This window comes from Marinobacter sp. (assembly GCF_040882185.1).
In the GTDB taxonomy this organism is placed as follows: Bacteria; Pseudomonadota; Gammaproteobacteria; order Pseudomonadales; family Oleiphilaceae; genus Marinobacter.
This window is the reverse complement of the sequence record NZ_JBBEBW010000020.1, coordinates 240,405-254,575: the sequence shown is the minus strand read 5'-3', so window position 1 is coordinate 254,575 and position 14,171 is coordinate 240,405. Positions and strand designations below refer to the sequence as shown.

The window sequence follows — 14,171 nt, the reverse complement described above, 5'->3', positions numbered from 1 at the left end:
GCTGAAAGGACCGGTCAGGGTGCAGGTTTGAAACTGTGAAGACGATTCATGGCTACAGGCAGTTTGCCGCTCGCGGCCTCAGGAAGCACGCGTATTGCTTCCTCAATAACCAGTTCAAGCTGGGAGCCTTCTTGCTTGCCGAGTCGGCCGAGTACATAGTTGGTCACCTGGCGGCTATCGCCAGGATGCCCGATGCCAAGTCTCAGGCGTAGAAACTCATTACTGCTCAGATGGGCAATGATATCCCGGAGGCCGTTATGACCACCGTGGCCGCCGCCTTTCTTGAGTTTGGCGGTACCGGGGAAAAGGTCGAGCTCATCGTGTGCAACCAGTATCTGATCAGGCTGAATCTTGAAAAAATCCGCCAGGGATTTCACGGCGAGGCCGCTGCGATTCATAAACGTGGTGGGGTACAGCAAATGCAGATCAAGACCGTGGAGACTGGCTCTGGTGTAAAGACCGTGATACTTCTTGTCGGGACGAAGGCTCTGGCCCGCAGCGCGGGCCAGAGCTTCAACGAACAGGGCTCCGGCATTATGACGCGTATTTTCATAGTCGGGGCCGGGGTTTCCCAGCCCAACCACCATGACAATTTGCTGCGCCATGTGCCATTACCCCCGGAGTAATTACTCCTTGTCTTTGTCCTTGCCTTTTTCTTTTGGTTTAACTTCGTCTTCTTCTTCAGCTTCTTCGGCGTCTTCAGCTTCGTCAGCCTTGGTGCCGCGTGGCATGTGGATCGAAACAACCGGAAGGTCGTGGTCTTCACCCTGGACCAGAGCAGCAACACGAACGCCTTTCGGTAATTTCAGGTCGCTCAGGTGAATAACCTGATCCATCTCGATGTCCTGCATGTCGACTTCGATAAACTCTGGCAGATTCTGCGGCAGACAGATAACTTCCACGTCGTTCATCTGGTGCGTCGGTACGCCACCCTGAAGCTTGACAGCTGGCGCTGTTGCTTCGTTGAGGAAGTGCAGCGGTACGTTGACGTGAATCTCGTGATCTTTGTCAACACGCAGGAAGTCAGCGTGGGTCAACAACGGCTTGTACGGGTGACGCTGCAGATCCTTGAGGATCACGCTCTCTTTCTTGCCGTCAAGTTCAATCGTCAGGATGTGAGAGAAGAAAGCTTCGTTCTCAAGAGCTTTTTTCAGCTCGTTGTGCCAAATGGAAACCGATACGGGAGTTTTCTCACCACCGTAAATGATTGCCGGGATTTTACGCTCTTCGCGACGCAGGCGGCGGCTCGCACCTCTCCCCTTAACGTCACGCGAGAAAGCTTCAATGATAAATTCCTGGGCCATGATACATACCTCAATAAGCATCTACAGGACTCGCGACCAAGTACACTGCAGATGTTTTTCTGATGTTCCCGAAAATAAAGATTATCTTTTTCGGGGAGTTAAACAAACCGGGAGCCTTAAAAGGCTCCCGGTTTGAATGTGTTCGGAAGGTGTTGCTTACTCAAACATGGCGCTGATGGATTCTTCGTTGCTGACGCGACGAATAGATTCAGCCAGCAGACCAGCCATTCCGAGGGGACGGATTCTACCACATTCTCGGGCTTTGTCACCCAGTGGAATGGTGTCGCAGACAACCAGTTCATCCAGTTCGGAGGCATTAATATTGTCAATCGCGGGCCCGGAAAGTACCGGGTGAGTGATATACGCGATAACTCGTGATGCGCCATGCTCCTTCAGAGCCTTGGCTGCCTTGCACAAGGTGCCAGCGGTATCCACGATATCGTCCACCAGAATACAGGTTTTGTCTCTGACATCACCGATGATGTGCATCACCTGGGATACGTTCGCCTTCGGACGACGTTTATCAATGATGGCCAGGTCGGCGTCGTCGAGGCGTTTGGCGATTGCACGTGCGCGAACCACGCCGCCAACGTCAGGAGATACCACGATAAAGTTTTCAAAGCGTTGTTTTTCAATATCTTCCAGCAGCACGGGTGTGGCGTAGATGTTGTCGACCGGAATATCGAAGAAACCCTGAATCTGGTCAGCGTGCAGGTCAACGGTCAGCACCCGGTCGATGCCGATGCTGGTAATCATGTCGGCTACCACTTTGGCGCTGATGGAAACGCGAGTGGAGCGAACGCGGCGATCCTGGCGTGCGTAGCCATAATAAGGGATTACCGCAGTAATTCGGGTGGCTGAGGCGCGACGGAGGGCGTCTGCCATAACGATCAGTTCCATCAGGTTATCGTTGGTTGGATAACAGGTAGGCTGGATGATAAATACATCGTGGCCGCGAACATTCTCGTTGATTTCTACGGTGGTTTCGCCGTCACTGAACTTGCCGACGGTGGCTTCGCCCATGGGGATGTGCAATTTCTGAGCGATACTTTTGGCAAGTTCCGGGTGGGCATTGCCCGCGAAAATCATCAGTTTGGACACGATTGAATCCTTCTCGGTATCAGAAGTCATATTGAAAAAATCAGGAGGGAATTGGCTGGGGTGGCAGGATTCGAACCTGCGCATGACGGGATCAAAACCCGTTGCCTTACCACTTGGCGACACCCCAGTATCGTGCTTTTGCTTGGCATCATCTCAGCTCTGTCAGCTTTCGGTGTAGTGGTGATAGGTTCACCCCTTTAGCTACGAACCCGGTGATGCCGGAAGGTTTGCTTGCCCAAACATTTTGGGCTTTGGATTCTGTTGGGAAACGTCCAAATATGCAAGCCCCGGTTCCGGTTAATCTTGCAGGTCCGAATTTCGACAGCCATTCCAGGCTTTGCTTAACCTCTGGATACAGTCTGCAAACTATATCTTCGCAGTCGTTTCGGTACCTCAAGGCGTCTCCCTCAAAAGCGGGCGCTATTTTGATTCTAGGGGTGTCCCTTGTCAACCCTTGCTGGGAAAAAATCAATCCTGTGTTGACGTTGCATGGCGGTTTCAGCACGACAAACCAGTCCTCCGGTGGCTGAGTCGCCGTGAGCTTTTCCCCGATACCTTCGCCAAAGGCTGCGAATCCCCGGATAAATACCGGCACATCGGCCCCCAGGGTGAGCCCAAGTTCAGCCAGTTCCTCCAGAGAGAAGTTCAACGCCCAAAGGTGGTTCAGCCCGAGCAGGGCCGTGGCGGCATCAGAACTGCCACCACCCAGGCCCCCGCCCATTGGCAGGCGTTTGGTCAGCGTGATACTGACACCGGGCACCGTTCGTCCTGCCTTGGCTTTCAGCAATCTCGAGGCGCGGAGGATCAGGTTGTCATCCTCAGGCACATCGGGAAGCCCAGGCTCAAGTGTGATCTCGCCGCCCTGCCGGAGAGTGAAGGTTAGCTCATCACCGAAATCGAGAAACTGAAACAGTGTTTGCAGCTCATGATAGCCGTCTCGTCTGCGCCCGTTAATGTGAAGGAATAAGTTCAGTTTGGCGGGTGCAGGCAGGATGAGTGTCATGGCTGACCTGGTGTGTGGGTCTGCCAGTCGGTAACGACCAGGCGTACCCGTTTGTCTTCTTTCAAGGCCGTAATCCTGGCCGGGAGTGGGGGTTGCTCATCCACAAAAGACCGCCAGCGTTCATAGCGAATTTCCCATCCCTGCTGGCGGATGACCGCCAGATCACCGGCGTCATTGAACAGCAATCGAAAATCGCTGGCCGGATCAGGTAGGCCCTTGACCCACCAGATCAGGCTGTCGATCGGCAATTGCCAGCCGGTGGCGGCTTCAATCAGTGCATTGGGATCGTTGGAGCGATAGGTCTCGCCATCGGGCAATGTCAGTTCAAGAAAGCCTGGAACCCCTTCAAGTTCCGTCCTGCCGAGGCCCAGAAACGCCGAGGACAGCGACAGTTGGTAATGCTCGTTATCCTGTACCCAGCGGTTGATATTAGCGGTACCGCTGTCTGAGGGTTGACGCACCGCGAGTTTCCCTTGTAACCGCCAATGCTGAAAGGCTTTAAGGGCCTCCTGACGCTGGCTCCAGCCCGTCGGTGGTTGCTCCGTCAGGCCTTCAGGCAGAGGTTCTGGAGGCGTCGTCGCGCAGGCGCTCAACCAGAGTGAGATGCAAACGATAAAAGTTGCTCTGAAACCCATTACAGATTCCGCTCCACGCCCAGGCGTTCAATGGTTTCCAGAATCATTTCATCGGACGGGTCCTGCTCCAGGCCTTCCCGCCAGATCATTCGAGCCTGCTCCTGCTGACCATTTTGCCAGAGGGCTTCACCCAGGTGAGCAGCAACCTCCGGGTCCGGGAAGGCCTCGTAGGCCGCCTGAAGGTAATCAAGCGCCTTGGTGGTTTCGCCCTTTTTGAACAGTACCCAGCCCATGCTATCGAGAATGGCCGGATTTTCAGGATCAAGGCTGAGCGCCCGTTCGATCAGCGCCTGGGCCTCATCAAAACGCGCAGAGCGGGTGGTCAGAATATAGCCCAGAGCGTTCAGGGCGACGGCGTTCTCCGGCTCCTGTCTGAGAATGGCGCGCAGGTCCTGCTCGGCTTCATCAAACTGGCCTTCGCTGTCATGCAGCATGGCTCGGGCATAGCGTATCCGGACGTTCTCGGGGTACACAGCGAGTGCCTCGTTGGCAGCGTCCATCGCCTGATCATTCTGCTCCATATCCAGTAAAAGGTTGATCTCCAGCAACCATAACCCCTCTGCATTATCCGGTGTTTTTTCCCTCAGATTCCGGAGATTCGCCAGCGCCTCGTCCAGATTGCCGGATTGCGCTCGAAGAGCGCTGACGCGGGCCAGGGCAGCCAGGTAATGGTTGCTGTCTTTGACCCGGTCATAGTAGCCAATGGCCGATTCGATATCGCCTTCTTCATCAGCAATACGGCCAAGATAGTAGTGGGCTTCGCTGCTGTGTTGGCCTTGCTCTATCAGTTTCGTCAGTTCCTGTCTGGCAAGATCGGTTTCGCCATTCTCAAGGGCAACGAGGGCATGTGAAAGCCGAAGGCCTGGGACGTTGGGGAATTGGTCAATCAGCCGCTTGAACTCGTCCTGAGCGGCCTGAAGTTGCCCTTCACCAATTAACATGCGCCCGTAAAGGGTGCCCATCTGGCGATTTTCAGGGTAGCGCCGGGTGTTGTAGAGCAAGTGGTCCAGAGCTTCCTGCTGCTGGCCTGTCTGGAAGAGCAGGTCGCCTTTCAGCACCAGCGCCGGTTGAAACTCCGGTTCTTCATCCAGTAATTGCTGCAACTGGGTGAGTGCGGCTTCGTTGTCTCCGATGACTTTCAACAGCAAGGCGATGCTGTAACGGATTTCATGGTTATCGGGATGGCGCTCTGCGATATCCTCATAGAGTCGCAGGAGTTCAAGCTGACTGGTGGGTGGAAGGCTGGTCGCCATGGCGGCGAGGCTGTCAAAGTCTGCATCGCCCCCCAGGTCCATGATCTGTTCCATGTGATAAAGCGCTTTTTCAAGATCGTTGCGCTTTACGCTCTGAATAGCGGCAACCCGGTGAGCCTGCAAGCTGTTTGGGTCGGTTTCCAGCCATAATTCTGCCAACTGGCGTTGGGCGTTATCCGCCTTCAGAGATTGCGAGATTCGCATCGCGCGCTCAATCACCGTCCGATCCTGGGATTGTTTGGCGGCCTCAACATAGTTCATCAGGGTGATGTCATACCGGCCACGCTGGGCGGCGATTTCTGCTGACATCAGAAGGTAGAGAATATCCGGCTCGAAATCCGCGTATTTGATCTCTGCGTTTCCAGTTGCGATGTCGGCAGTGGGTGCTAATGTTTCCGACTCTGGGGAGGGTGCGTCGTCATCATTCATCAGATTGGCGCAGCCGGAGAGCCCGAGCAGGCAGGTGGCTAGCAGAAAGGCCGATTTTTGCATGTGACTTCCCGTATCTATTTACGATATGCATGAGTCGGAATGACCTCATTCGCCGGAGCCTATGATGGCATAAGCACCTGGGCTTGCCCAATCTGTTGATCACCTGTTGATCAGCCCGACACACGCATTCAATGACCCGCCGAAGGCTTGTTCTGTCGGCATTTACCGAAGCATTTCGGGTTTAGGTAGCACCCGGCTGGTCAGGTCGGTAAAATAATGTTCATCAATTCTTTAGGCAAAAAGGTAGCCTCAATCGTCTTATGGCATTGCTAACGCTGGGCATTAATCACCGTACGGCTCCCCTGGAGCTGCGCGAGCGCGTCGCTTTTACGCCGGAGCGGATGGCGGAAGCGTTTGCCGAGTTGCGTGCGACAACCGGTGCCAGTGAAGCGGCAATCCTCTCGACCTGTAACCGCACCGAGCTCTACCTGGCCGGGGACGACGATTGTGCCCAAGCGGTGCTACGGTGGCTTTCGGGGTTTCACGGCCTTGAGGTCGCGGAGCTTGAGAGCGCGTTCTATATTCATCGGGATTCCGAGGCGGTTCGCCATATGATGCGGGTGGCTTCCGGGCTTGATTCCATGGTGCTGGGCGAGCCACAGATTCTGGGGCAGCTCAAGGATGCTTATGCGCTGGCCCGGGAACACGGTGCCAGCGGAGTGTTCTTGTCGAGGTTGTTCGATCAGAGCTTTACCGTCGCCAAACGGGTCCGCACCGAGACTGCGATCGGAGAAAATCCGGTGTCAGTTGCCTATGCGGCGGTAAGCATGGCGAGCCATATCTTCGCCGATATGTCGAAGAACACAGCGTTACTGATCGGCGCTGGCCAGACCATCGAACTGGTGGCTCGACACCTGGCCGAGGCTGGCGTCAAGAATTTCCTGGTTGCCAACCGCACCCTGGAGCGCGCCCAAACCCTGGCTGAAGCCCGGGGCGGGCGAGGCATTACACTGTCAGAAATTCCGGGCGTGCTCGCGAAGGTTGATATCGTTATCTCATCCACCGCCAGTCCGCTGCCCATCCTTGGCAAGGGCGCGGTGGAACGGGCCCTGCGAAAGCGTAAACACCGGCCCTATTTCATGGTCGATATTGCGGTACCCCGGGATATAGAGCCGGAAGTGGCGTCGCTGGCGGATGTCTACCTGTACACCGTTGACGACCTGCACACTGTCATTGAAGAAAATGTCCGCTCCCGTGAGGGTGCCGCCCGCGAAGCGGAAAACCTCATTCTGGCGGGAACCCAGACCTTCCTGTCGCAACTGCGAGCACTGGATGCGGTGGCAACCCTCAAGCAATTCCGCCAGCGCGCGGAGATCCTGCGGGATATCGAAATCGAAAAAGCCCTGCGTTCCCTGCGCAACGGCAGTGATCCCGAGACCGTGCTGCGCGGTCTCGGACGGGGCATCACCAATAAACTGCTACACGAGCCCTCGGTGCAGGTCCGCAAGGCGACTGCCGAAGGCCGGGTGGAAGTGACCAACTGGCTGCGCGAGTTGCACCAGCTTGAAGTCCAGGACGACGCCGTTTCCCCCACCCCGGAAAAAATATGAAAGCATCGATACAAAACAGACTCGAACGGTTGAATGACCGTTTCGATGAAGTCAGTGGCCTTTTGAGTGATCAGGGGGTGATTGGCGATCAGAATCGTTTTCGGGATCTTTCCCGGGAGTTTGCCGAAATAGAACCCATCGTCAATTGTTTCAGGGCCTGGCAACAGACTCGCTCTGAAATGGCTGAGGCGCTTGAGCTCGCCCGGGATTCGGATGCGGATATGCGCGCCATGGCCGAGGAAGAAATGGTCTGCGCTGAAGAGAAAAGTGAGGTGCTGGCGGAAGAACTCCATCATTTGATGCTCCCCAAGGACCCCAACGACACCAAGAATGTGTTTCTGGAGATCCGCGCGGGTACCGGGGGTGATGAAGCCGCTATTTTTGCGGGTGACCTGTTCAAGATGTACCTGCGTTACGCCGAAAGCAGACGCTGGCAGGTTGAAGTGATCAACGAGAGTGAGGGTGAGCATGGGGGCTACAAGGAGATTATCAGCCGGGTCTCCGGTACCGGGGTTTATGGTGCCCTGAAGTTCGAATCGGGCGCTCACCGGGTTCAGCGGGTTCCGGAAACCGAATCCCAGGGCCGTATTCATACCTCAGCCTGCACCGTGGCGGTTATGCCTGAAGCCGATGAAGCTGAAGCCATTGAAATCAATAAATCTGACCTGCGGGTGGATACATTCAGGGCGTCCGGTGCTGGCGGTCAGCACGTCAATAAAACCGATTCGGCCATCCGCTTGACCCACATACCCTCGGGTATCGTGGTGGAATGTCAGGATGAGCGCTCCCAGCACAAGAACCGCGCCCGGGCTATGAGTCTGCTGCAGGCTCGCCTGCAGAACGCAGAAAACGAGCGCAATCAGATCAGTCAGGCCGCGACCCGCAAAAGTCTGGTCGGCAGCGGGGATCGCTCCGAACGCATTCGCACCTACAACTTCCCTCAGGGGAGGGTGACAGACCACCGCATCAACCTGACGCTGTATAAGCTCGATGAAGTGATCGGCGGTGACCTGAGCTCGGTGATTGAGCCGTTGCAACAGGAGCATCAGGCCGAATTGCTGGCTAGTCTGGCGGATGACTGAGTCGTTGCTTACTTCGGAAGCAATGCTTCAGAAAGCAGCTGACGAGATTGACAGCGATACACCGAGGCTGGATGCCGAATTGCTGATGGCCCAGGCTACCGGTTGGTCCTGTACTTCGCTGAGGGCCTGGCCTGAAAGGCGTCTGACCGATGAGCAAGAAGAAACGTTTGAACGTTTTCTCGCTCGCCGGATGGCGGGTGAGCCCATCGCTCACATTCTGGGACAGCAGGAATTCTGGTCGCTTACGCTTAAGGTTAACAGCGCTACCCTGATTCCCCGGCCGGATACCGAATGCCTTGTGGAAACCGCGCTCGCACTGGCTCTACCCGTTGATGCCAAGGTGCTTGATCTTGGCACCGGCACCGGTGCCATTGCACTGGCCCTGCGCTCCGAAAGACCCAGCTGGCAGGTGACGGCGACAGATGTTGTACCAGAAGCTACAGCCCTTGCCCGCTTCAATGCTGAGCAACTTGGGCTGACAGTCGATGTGGTGCACAGCCACTGGTTCAGCGAACTGCGGCCGGAGCGTTTCAACCTGATTGTGTCCAATCCGCCTTATATCGAGGCTGACGATCAGCATCTGAACGAAGGCGATGTCCGCTTTGAACCCCGTTCAGCCCTGACGGCAGGCGCAGACGGCCTGGAAGACTTGCGCCTGATAATTTCGCAAGCACCCGAATGGCTGGCACCCGGCGGCTGGCTGTTGGTGGAGCACGGTTTTGATCAGGCTGCGGCGGTGCAAGAACTTTTCACCGCAGCGGGTTTTGACGCCGTAGCCTCTCATCAGGATTACGGTCAACAGGACCGCTTGACGCTGGGGCAGCAACGAGCCGCTAAATCAAACCATTACCCCCTTCAACTGCAGGAGCCGACCGGATGTTAAATGACGACGAGCTGATGCGTTACAGCCGCCAGATTCTGCTGCCCTCGTTCGACATTGCTGGACAGGCCCGCCTGGAGTCCGCCAGGGTACTGGTGGTGGGCGCTGGCGGGCTCGGGTGTCCGGTGGCTCTTTATCTGGCCGCTGCTGGAGTAGGGCATCTTACGCTGGCAGACGATGACGTTATCGAACTGGCCAATCTGCAGCGCCAAATCGCTTTTGAAACTAGTCAGTTGGGAGAGTCTAAGGCCCAGGCTCTTGCAGAGCGAGTGCAACGTATTAACCCCTCGGTCACAGCGAAGGCCATCACGGAACGGCTTGAAGGTGGTGACCTGTTAGAGCAGGTGAAATCCTGTGATCTTGTGGTCGATTGCACCGATAATTTCTCGACCCGGTTTGCCATCAACAAAGCCTGTGTAGCCAGCAAGGTACCGCTGGTCTCTGGTGCCGCTATCCGGGGCGAAGGCCAACTGGTGGTTTTTGATTCCCGTCAAACTGAAAGCCCCTGTTACCACTGTCTTTATCAGGACCAGGGTGACGAGGAACTCAATTGTTCTGAAGCGGGAGTGATCGGCCCGCTGGTGGGTATAATCGGAGCCTGCCAGGCCATGGAAGCGATCAAGGTTCTGTCAGGCGTTGGCATGCCCTTGACCGGGCGCTTGTTGATTCTCGACGCTTGGCGCATGGAGTGGCGGGAGATGAAACTGGCCCGGGACCCCGAGTGTCCGGTTTGCGCTGAGTAGCCATGGGTTAGCAGGGCGGAGGCAGGTTTGCCCAAAACACGCCGTGGATACGTCCGTGTAGGCTCCGCTCCGCCATCCCTGGCTCCGCAGGGTTTCGGGCAAACCTGCCTCCGCCCTGCTGCAAGCTCCTTAGTCCTTTAACGCCTGAAACTTGGCAATCGCCTCTTTCCGGCTTTGCTTCAGGTCGACGATCGGTCTTGGATACCCTTTCGGGATAACACCGCCCTTTGTGCCGGGCTCGTGAATGCCCTTGCTGTCCAGCCTGGCCAGTTCCGGAACCCATTGGCGGATGAACTCGCCTTTGGGGTCAAAACGTTCGCTCTGGGTCGCCGGGTTGAATACTCGGAAATAAGGCGCGGCATCGGTGCCGGTTGAGGCGCTCCACTGCCAGCCACCATTGTTTGAGGCCAGAAAACCGTCCACCAGTCTGGACATGAAATAGGCCTCCCCCAGACGCCAGTCGATGAACAGGTTCTTGGTGAGGAACATGGCGGTAATCATCCGCAGGCGGTTGTGCATCCAGCCGGTCTCATTTAACTGTCTCATGGCTGCATCCACAATCGGCACACCGGTGCGGCCTTCTTTCCAGGCTTCAAAATTGCCCTCGGGTGTATTCCACTCCAGCGCTTCGGTTTCCGGTTTAAACGCCCGGTGCATGCTCACTCTCGGGTAGTGGAACAGAATGTTTATGTAAAAATCCCGCCAGGCAATCTCGGTCACCCAGGTAAATAAGCCTTCGTTCTCGCCGGACGCCAGCGCCTGCTGACCCGCCAGCCAGCATTGACGGCCGGAAAGTACGCCGTTGGCCAGATAGGGAGAGAGCAGGCTGGTGCCGTCAAGGGCCGGAAAATCCCGCTCCTTTTTATAGCTTTTGGCCCGCTGTTCTATAAACTCATCGAGCTGCTTGTGCGCGGCGTCTTCGCCCACCGACACCAGGGGTTCCGGAGCGTTCTGATAACCGGCCAGGCTGGTGGAGAGATAGTTCGGGGCTACGGGGTCAGCCATTTTAGTTGGCGCTGGAAACGGGTTAGGCGTGTTGTCTCCGGCCCACTCGCGCCAGCGGCGGGAAAACGGCGTAAACACCGAATAGGGTTCCTCCTGCTGCGTCAGGATAGTACCGACGGGCGCAACAGTCTGGTCGCGGTATTTGTTGACCTTGATATCAGCGCTGGTGAAGCTTTGGTGAACGGCTTTATCGCGCCGCCGCTCATTGACGCCGTATTCCTCGTTAAAGTGAAGATGCTGGACGCCCTGGGTCTGGCAATAGGACAACAGTGTGTCGATGCTGTCGTCGAACCTGCGGGCTTCGAGAATATCGAGGGTAATACCAAGGCGGGCCAGAGCATCAGATAAAGCGTTGACGTGATCCACTACAAAACGGATACGTGCCAGCGACCAATCATGCTCCTGCCACTGCTCCGGGGTCACCAGAAAACACGCTCGCACGGCCTCGCCCTGCTTGCAGGCAGCTGTTAAAGCAGGGTTGTCAGAGACGCGCAGATCATTCCTGAACCATACTAGTTGTGTCATTCGTATTCCTGTTGGGCAAATCAATATAAATCACAGACTTGTGTATTCGCTGGCGCCTGGCAATTGGATTATAGTGAAGGCCACTGCGTAACTTGCCCAGCACTCGCTGCAGAAACAAAGGAAATGGCCCATGCCAACTCAAACGGCTGAGATTCACGCCGAGAATATCGCCATCTCAACCAAACTGGTACCCCTGGGCTGGCGTGAGTGGGTCGCCCTGCCGGAACTGGATATTCCGCGCATCAAGGCTAAGGTAGATACGGGCGCCCGAACCTCGTGCCTGCATACATTTCGTATGGAGCCCTACACTGACGAGGCGGGTAAGCCCCGGGTAAAATTCTGGGTTCATCCTGTACAGCATGATTTACACCAGGTGGTGGAGTGTGACGCAGCCGTGATTGATGAGCGCATGGTGTCGGACTCCGGCGGCCACCGGGAGCAACGCCTGGTGATACAGACAACTTTGCTGGTGGGTGAGTCCCACTGGCCAATTGAAATGACATTAACCAATCGGGACTCCATGCGTTTTCGCATGCTGATTGGCAGAACCGCGATGGCAGGTAACAGCGTCGTACTGCCTGAATCTTCCTATTTAGCCGGGGAACCGGTGTTAAGGACCCTTAAATGAAGATAGCCGTCCTGTCCCGTAATAAATCACTTTATTCCACACGACGCCTGATTGAAGAAGGGCTGAACCGTGGTCATGAAATGCGGGTCATTGATTGTTTGCACTGTTATATGAACATCACCTCCGCCAAGCCCCAAATTCATTATCGCGGCGAGACCCTGGATGATTTCGACGTCGTCATCCCGCGTATTGGCGCTTCTGTGACCTTTTACGGTACGGCGGTATTGCGTCAATTTGAAATGATGGGCGTATTTCCGGTTAACGAATCTGTTGCTATCACCCGAGCCCGCGACAAACTCCGCTCCTTGCAGCTATTGGCCCGAAAGGGGCTGGGCATGCCTGTTACAGGCTTCGCCAACAAGCCGGATAACATTCCGGATCTGATCAAGATGGTGGGCAGCACTCCCGTGGTCATTAAGCTGCTACAAGGCACCCAGGGCATTGGTGTGGTACTGGCAGAAACCCGCAAGGCGGCAGAAAGTGTGGTCGAGGCCTTCATGGGCCTGAAAGCAGACATTCTGGTACAGGAGTATATAAAAGAAGCGGGCGGCGCCGATATACGCTGCTTCGTGATTGGTGACAAAGTCATCGCCGCTATGAAACGCCAGGCAGCAGAAGGCGAGTTCCGTTCCAACCTGCACCGTGGTGGTACCGCTTCCCTGATAAGGATCACGCCGGAAGAGCGGCGCACCGCCATCGCTTCCGCCAAGGCCATGGGCCTGAATGTGGCCGGTGTCGACCTGTTGCGTTCGAGCCGTGGCCCGCTGGTGATGGAAGTGAACTCCTCGCCGGGGCTGGAAGGTATTGAAGCCGCCACCGGTAAGAATGTGGCTGGCATGGTCATCGACTGGACCGAGAAAAACCAGGCACCCTGGAAGACCCGTACCAAAGGGAGAGGTTAAGTTGGCAAGAGCACCCTTTAAGATTGCCGGTGTCGAAATCAAGGCTGGCACCCGGCAAACCGTAGAAGTACCGGTTGCCAAGTTATACACCCACACACCGCTGCACATCCCCGTAGAGGTAGTGCATGGCCGTCGTGAAGGGCCAGTGATGCTGGTCTGCGCGGCTATTCATGGTGATGAGATCAATGGCGTCGAAATCATCCGGCGCGTTCTGCGGAACGCCTCCCTGCGACACCTCCGGGGTACCCTCGTGGCGGTGCCGATCGTCAACATATTCGGTTTTGTACAGCGTACCCGGTATCTGCCAGACCGTCGTGATCTCAACCGCTGCTTTCCGGGCAGCGAAACGGGTTCTCTGGGGGGGCGTATTGCTTACCTGTTCCGCACCCTGATCATGGAAAACGTGACTCATATTATCGACCTGCACACCGGCGCCATCCACCGCTTCAACCTGCCGCAAATCCGGGCCGAACTGAAAAACCCGGAAACCGCGAGAATCGCCGAGGCCTTCGGCGCCCCGGTCATACTGAACGCCAGTCTACGGGAAGGCACACTGCGGGAATACGCCGATTCACTGGACATCCCCGTCATCACTTTCGAGGGGGGAGAAGCCCTGCGCTTTGATGACGTGGTCATAACGAGCGGCGTACGGGGGGTAATCCGGGTGATGCGTGCGCTGGAGATGCTGCCGACCAAGGCCGCGCGGAGTAAGCCGAGGAAGCGTTCCGAGATTGCCGCCACCTCTACCTGGGTGAGGGCTGATATCGACGGCATCATGCGTCCGATCGTACGGCTGGGGCAGCGGGTGCGCAAAGGGCAAAAACTGGCGGTAGTGGCAGACCCGTTCGGTGAAACGGAAACGGCGATCATCACCCCGGTATCGGGAATCGTCGTGGGCATGAACAACCTGCCATTGGTGAATGAAGGCGAGGCCATCTATAACGTGGCCCGATTCGATGAGCTGGACGAAGCCGAAAAGGCCATGGACTACTTCCGCTCTCGCTTCGACCCGGAAACCACCGAGGCTCTCATGCCGATGCACCCGTGGGATGATCAGCAGAAATAGAG

General features: G+C 56.3%; 14 protein-coding genes and 1 tRNA gene. 7 read left to right on the top strand and 8 right to left on the bottom strand.

Annotated elements, in window-relative coordinates:
* Positions 1 to 14 precede the first annotated feature (14 nt).
* The 7 genes from pth to WEB64_RS11860 all read right to left on the bottom strand — a co-directional run bounded on the left by pth (position 15) and on the right by WEB64_RS11860 (position 5,788).
* Positions 15 to 605 (bottom strand): aminoacyl-tRNA hydrolase, encoded by a 591-nt coding sequence (gene pth, locus WEB64_RS11890; protein ID WP_368058337.1) that lies wholly within the window; start codon positions 603 to 605, stop codon positions 15 to 17.
* A gap of 21 nt (positions 606 to 626) precedes the next feature.
* Positions 627 to 1,304 carry a 50S ribosomal protein L25/general stress protein Ctc gene (locus tag WEB64_RS11885; RefSeq protein WP_368058339.1) on the bottom strand — a complete coding sequence of 226 codons (678 nt, stop codon included), beginning with the start codon at positions 1,302 to 1,304 and terminating at the stop codon, positions 627 to 629.
* A gap of 156 nt (positions 1,305 to 1,460) precedes the next feature.
* The gene (locus WEB64_RS11880) at positions 1,461 to 2,405 is read right to left on the bottom strand and encodes a ribose-phosphate diphosphokinase (protein ID WP_368058349.1); all 945 of its coding nucleotides are present in this window, start codon (positions 2,403 to 2,405) and stop codon (positions 1,461 to 1,463) included.
* 52 nt (positions 2,406 to 2,457) lie between these two features.
* Positions 2,458 to 2,532: transfer RNA gene (locus WEB64_RS11875), tRNA-Gln, on the bottom strand.
* Positions 2,533 to 2,553: 21 nt separating this feature from the next.
* Positions 2,554 to 3,408 (bottom strand): 4-(cytidine 5'-diphospho)-2-C-methyl-D-erythritol kinase, encoded by an 855-nt coding sequence (gene ispE / locus WEB64_RS11870; RefSeq protein ID WP_368065641.1) that lies wholly within the window; start codon positions 3,406 to 3,408, stop codon positions 2,554 to 2,556.
* Entirely contained in the window at positions 3,405 to 4,043 is a 639-nt protein-coding gene (gene lolB / locus WEB64_RS11865) for a lipoprotein insertase outer membrane protein LolB (RefSeq protein WP_368065640.1), read from the bottom strand. Before lolB ends, ispE begins: the two co-directional genes overlap by 4 nt.
* Positions 4,043 to 5,788, bottom strand: a complete 1,746-nt coding sequence (locus WEB64_RS11860) for a tetratricopeptide repeat protein (RefSeq protein ID WP_368065639.1) — start codon at positions 5,786 to 5,788, stop codon at positions 4,043 to 4,045. The genes lolB and WEB64_RS11860 overlap by 1 nt, the downstream gene beginning before the upstream one ends.
* A 260-nt stretch (positions 5,789 to 6,048) precedes the next feature.
* Between WEB64_RS11860 and hemA the strand changes: the two genes are divergently transcribed.
* Genes hemA through WEB64_RS11840 form a run of 4 tightly spaced genes read left to right on the top strand, consistent with a single transcriptional unit; the run spans position 6,049 to position 10,043 of the window.
* Complete coding sequence (hemA, locus tag WEB64_RS11855) at positions 6,049 to 7,338, top strand: glutamyl-tRNA reductase (RefSeq protein WP_368065638.1); 1,290 nt, start codon at positions 6,049 to 6,051, stop codon at positions 7,336 to 7,338.
* Positions 7,335 to 8,420, top strand: coding sequence for a peptide chain release factor 1 (gene prfA, locus WEB64_RS11850; RefSeq protein WP_368065637.1), 1,086 nt, complete (start codon positions 7,335 to 7,337; stop codon positions 8,418 to 8,420). The genes hemA and prfA overlap by 4 nt, the downstream gene beginning before the upstream one ends.
* Positions 8,421 to 8,442: 22 nt before the next feature.
* Positions 8,443 to 9,303, top strand: a complete 861-nt coding sequence (prmC, locus tag WEB64_RS11845) for a peptide chain release factor N(5)-glutamine methyltransferase (protein ID WP_368065636.1) — start codon at positions 8,443 to 8,445, stop codon at positions 9,301 to 9,303.
* A complete protein-coding gene (locus WEB64_RS11840) occupies positions 9,297 to 10,043 on the top strand; it encodes a ThiF family adenylyltransferase (protein WP_368065635.1) in 747 nt (248 codons plus the stop codon). The genes prmC and WEB64_RS11840 overlap by 7 nt, the downstream gene beginning before the upstream one ends.
* A gap of 129 nt (positions 10,044 to 10,172) precedes the next feature.
* Here the strand turns inward: WEB64_RS11840 and phrB are convergent, their stop codons facing one another.
* Positions 10,173 to 11,573, bottom strand: a complete 1,401-nt coding sequence (gene phrB, locus WEB64_RS11835; RefSeq protein WP_368065634.1) for a deoxyribodipyrimidine photo-lyase — start codon at positions 11,571 to 11,573, stop codon at positions 10,173 to 10,175.
* 130 nt (positions 11,574 to 11,703) lie between these two features.
* Between phrB and WEB64_RS11830 the strand changes: the two genes are divergently transcribed.
* The 3 genes from WEB64_RS11830 to WEB64_RS11820 are packed head-to-tail and all read left to right on the top strand — an operon-like array spanning position 11,704 to position 14,169.
* Positions 11,704 to 12,201, top strand: coding sequence for an ATP-dependent zinc protease (locus tag WEB64_RS11830; protein WP_368065633.1), 498 nt, complete (start codon positions 11,704 to 11,706; stop codon positions 12,199 to 12,201).
* Positions 12,198 to 13,103, top strand: coding sequence for a 30S ribosomal protein S6--L-glutamate ligase (gene rimK, locus WEB64_RS11825; RefSeq protein ID WP_368065632.1), 906 nt, complete (start codon positions 12,198 to 12,200; stop codon positions 13,101 to 13,103). The genes WEB64_RS11830 and rimK overlap by 4 nt, the downstream gene beginning before the upstream one ends.
* Position 13,104: 1 nt before the next feature.
* On the top strand, positions 13,105 to 14,169 hold the full coding sequence (locus tag WEB64_RS11820) for a succinylglutamate desuccinylase/aspartoacylase family protein (protein ID WP_368065631.1): 1,065 nt from the start codon (positions 13,105 to 13,107) through the stop codon (positions 14,167 to 14,169).
* The last annotated feature ends 2 nt before the right edge of the window (positions 14,170 to 14,171 follow it).

Bases quoted from the DNA above. Each gene is read 5' to 3' on its own strand.
- rimK (WP_368065632.1), top strand. From the start codon at position 12,198: ATGAAGATAGCCGTCCTGTCCCGTAATAAATCACTTTATTCCACACGA.
- prmC (WP_368065636.1), top strand. From the start codon at position 8,443: ATGCTTCAGAAAGCAGCTGACGAGATTGACAGCGATACACCGAGGCTG.
- hemA (WP_368065638.1), top strand. From the start codon at position 6,049: ATGGCATTGCTAACGCTGGGCATTAATCACCGTACGGCTCCCCTGGAG.
- lolB (WP_368065640.1), bottom strand. From the start codon at position 4,043: ATGGGTTTCAGAGCAACTTTTATCGTTTGCATCTCACTCTGGTTGAGC.
- WEB64_RS11860 (WP_368065639.1), bottom strand. From the start codon at position 5,788: ATGCAAAAATCGGCCTTTCTGCTAGCCACCTGCCTGCTCGGGCTCTCC.
- pth (WP_368058337.1), bottom strand. From the start codon at position 605: ATGGCGCAGCAAATTGTCATGGTGGTTGGGCTGGGAAACCCCGGCCCC.
- prfA (WP_368065637.1), top strand. From the start codon at position 7,335: ATGAAAGCATCGATACAAAACAGACTCGAACGGTTGAATGACCGTTTC.
- WEB64_RS11885 (WP_368058339.1), bottom strand. From the start codon at position 1,304: ATGGCCCAGGAATTTATCATTGAAGCTTTCTCGCGTGACGTTAAGGGG.
- ispE (WP_368065641.1), bottom strand. From the start codon at position 3,408: ATGACACTCATCCTGCCTGCACCCGCCAAACTGAACTTATTCCTTCAC.
- WEB64_RS11840 (WP_368065635.1), top strand. From the start codon at position 9,297: ATGTTAAATGACGACGAGCTGATGCGTTACAGCCGCCAGATTCTGCTG.
- phrB (WP_368065634.1), bottom strand. From the start codon at position 11,573: ATGACACAACTAGTATGGTTCAGGAATGATCTGCGCGTCTCTGACAAC.
- WEB64_RS11830 (WP_368065633.1), top strand. From the start codon at position 11,704: ATGCCAACTCAAACGGCTGAGATTCACGCCGAGAATATCGCCATCTCA.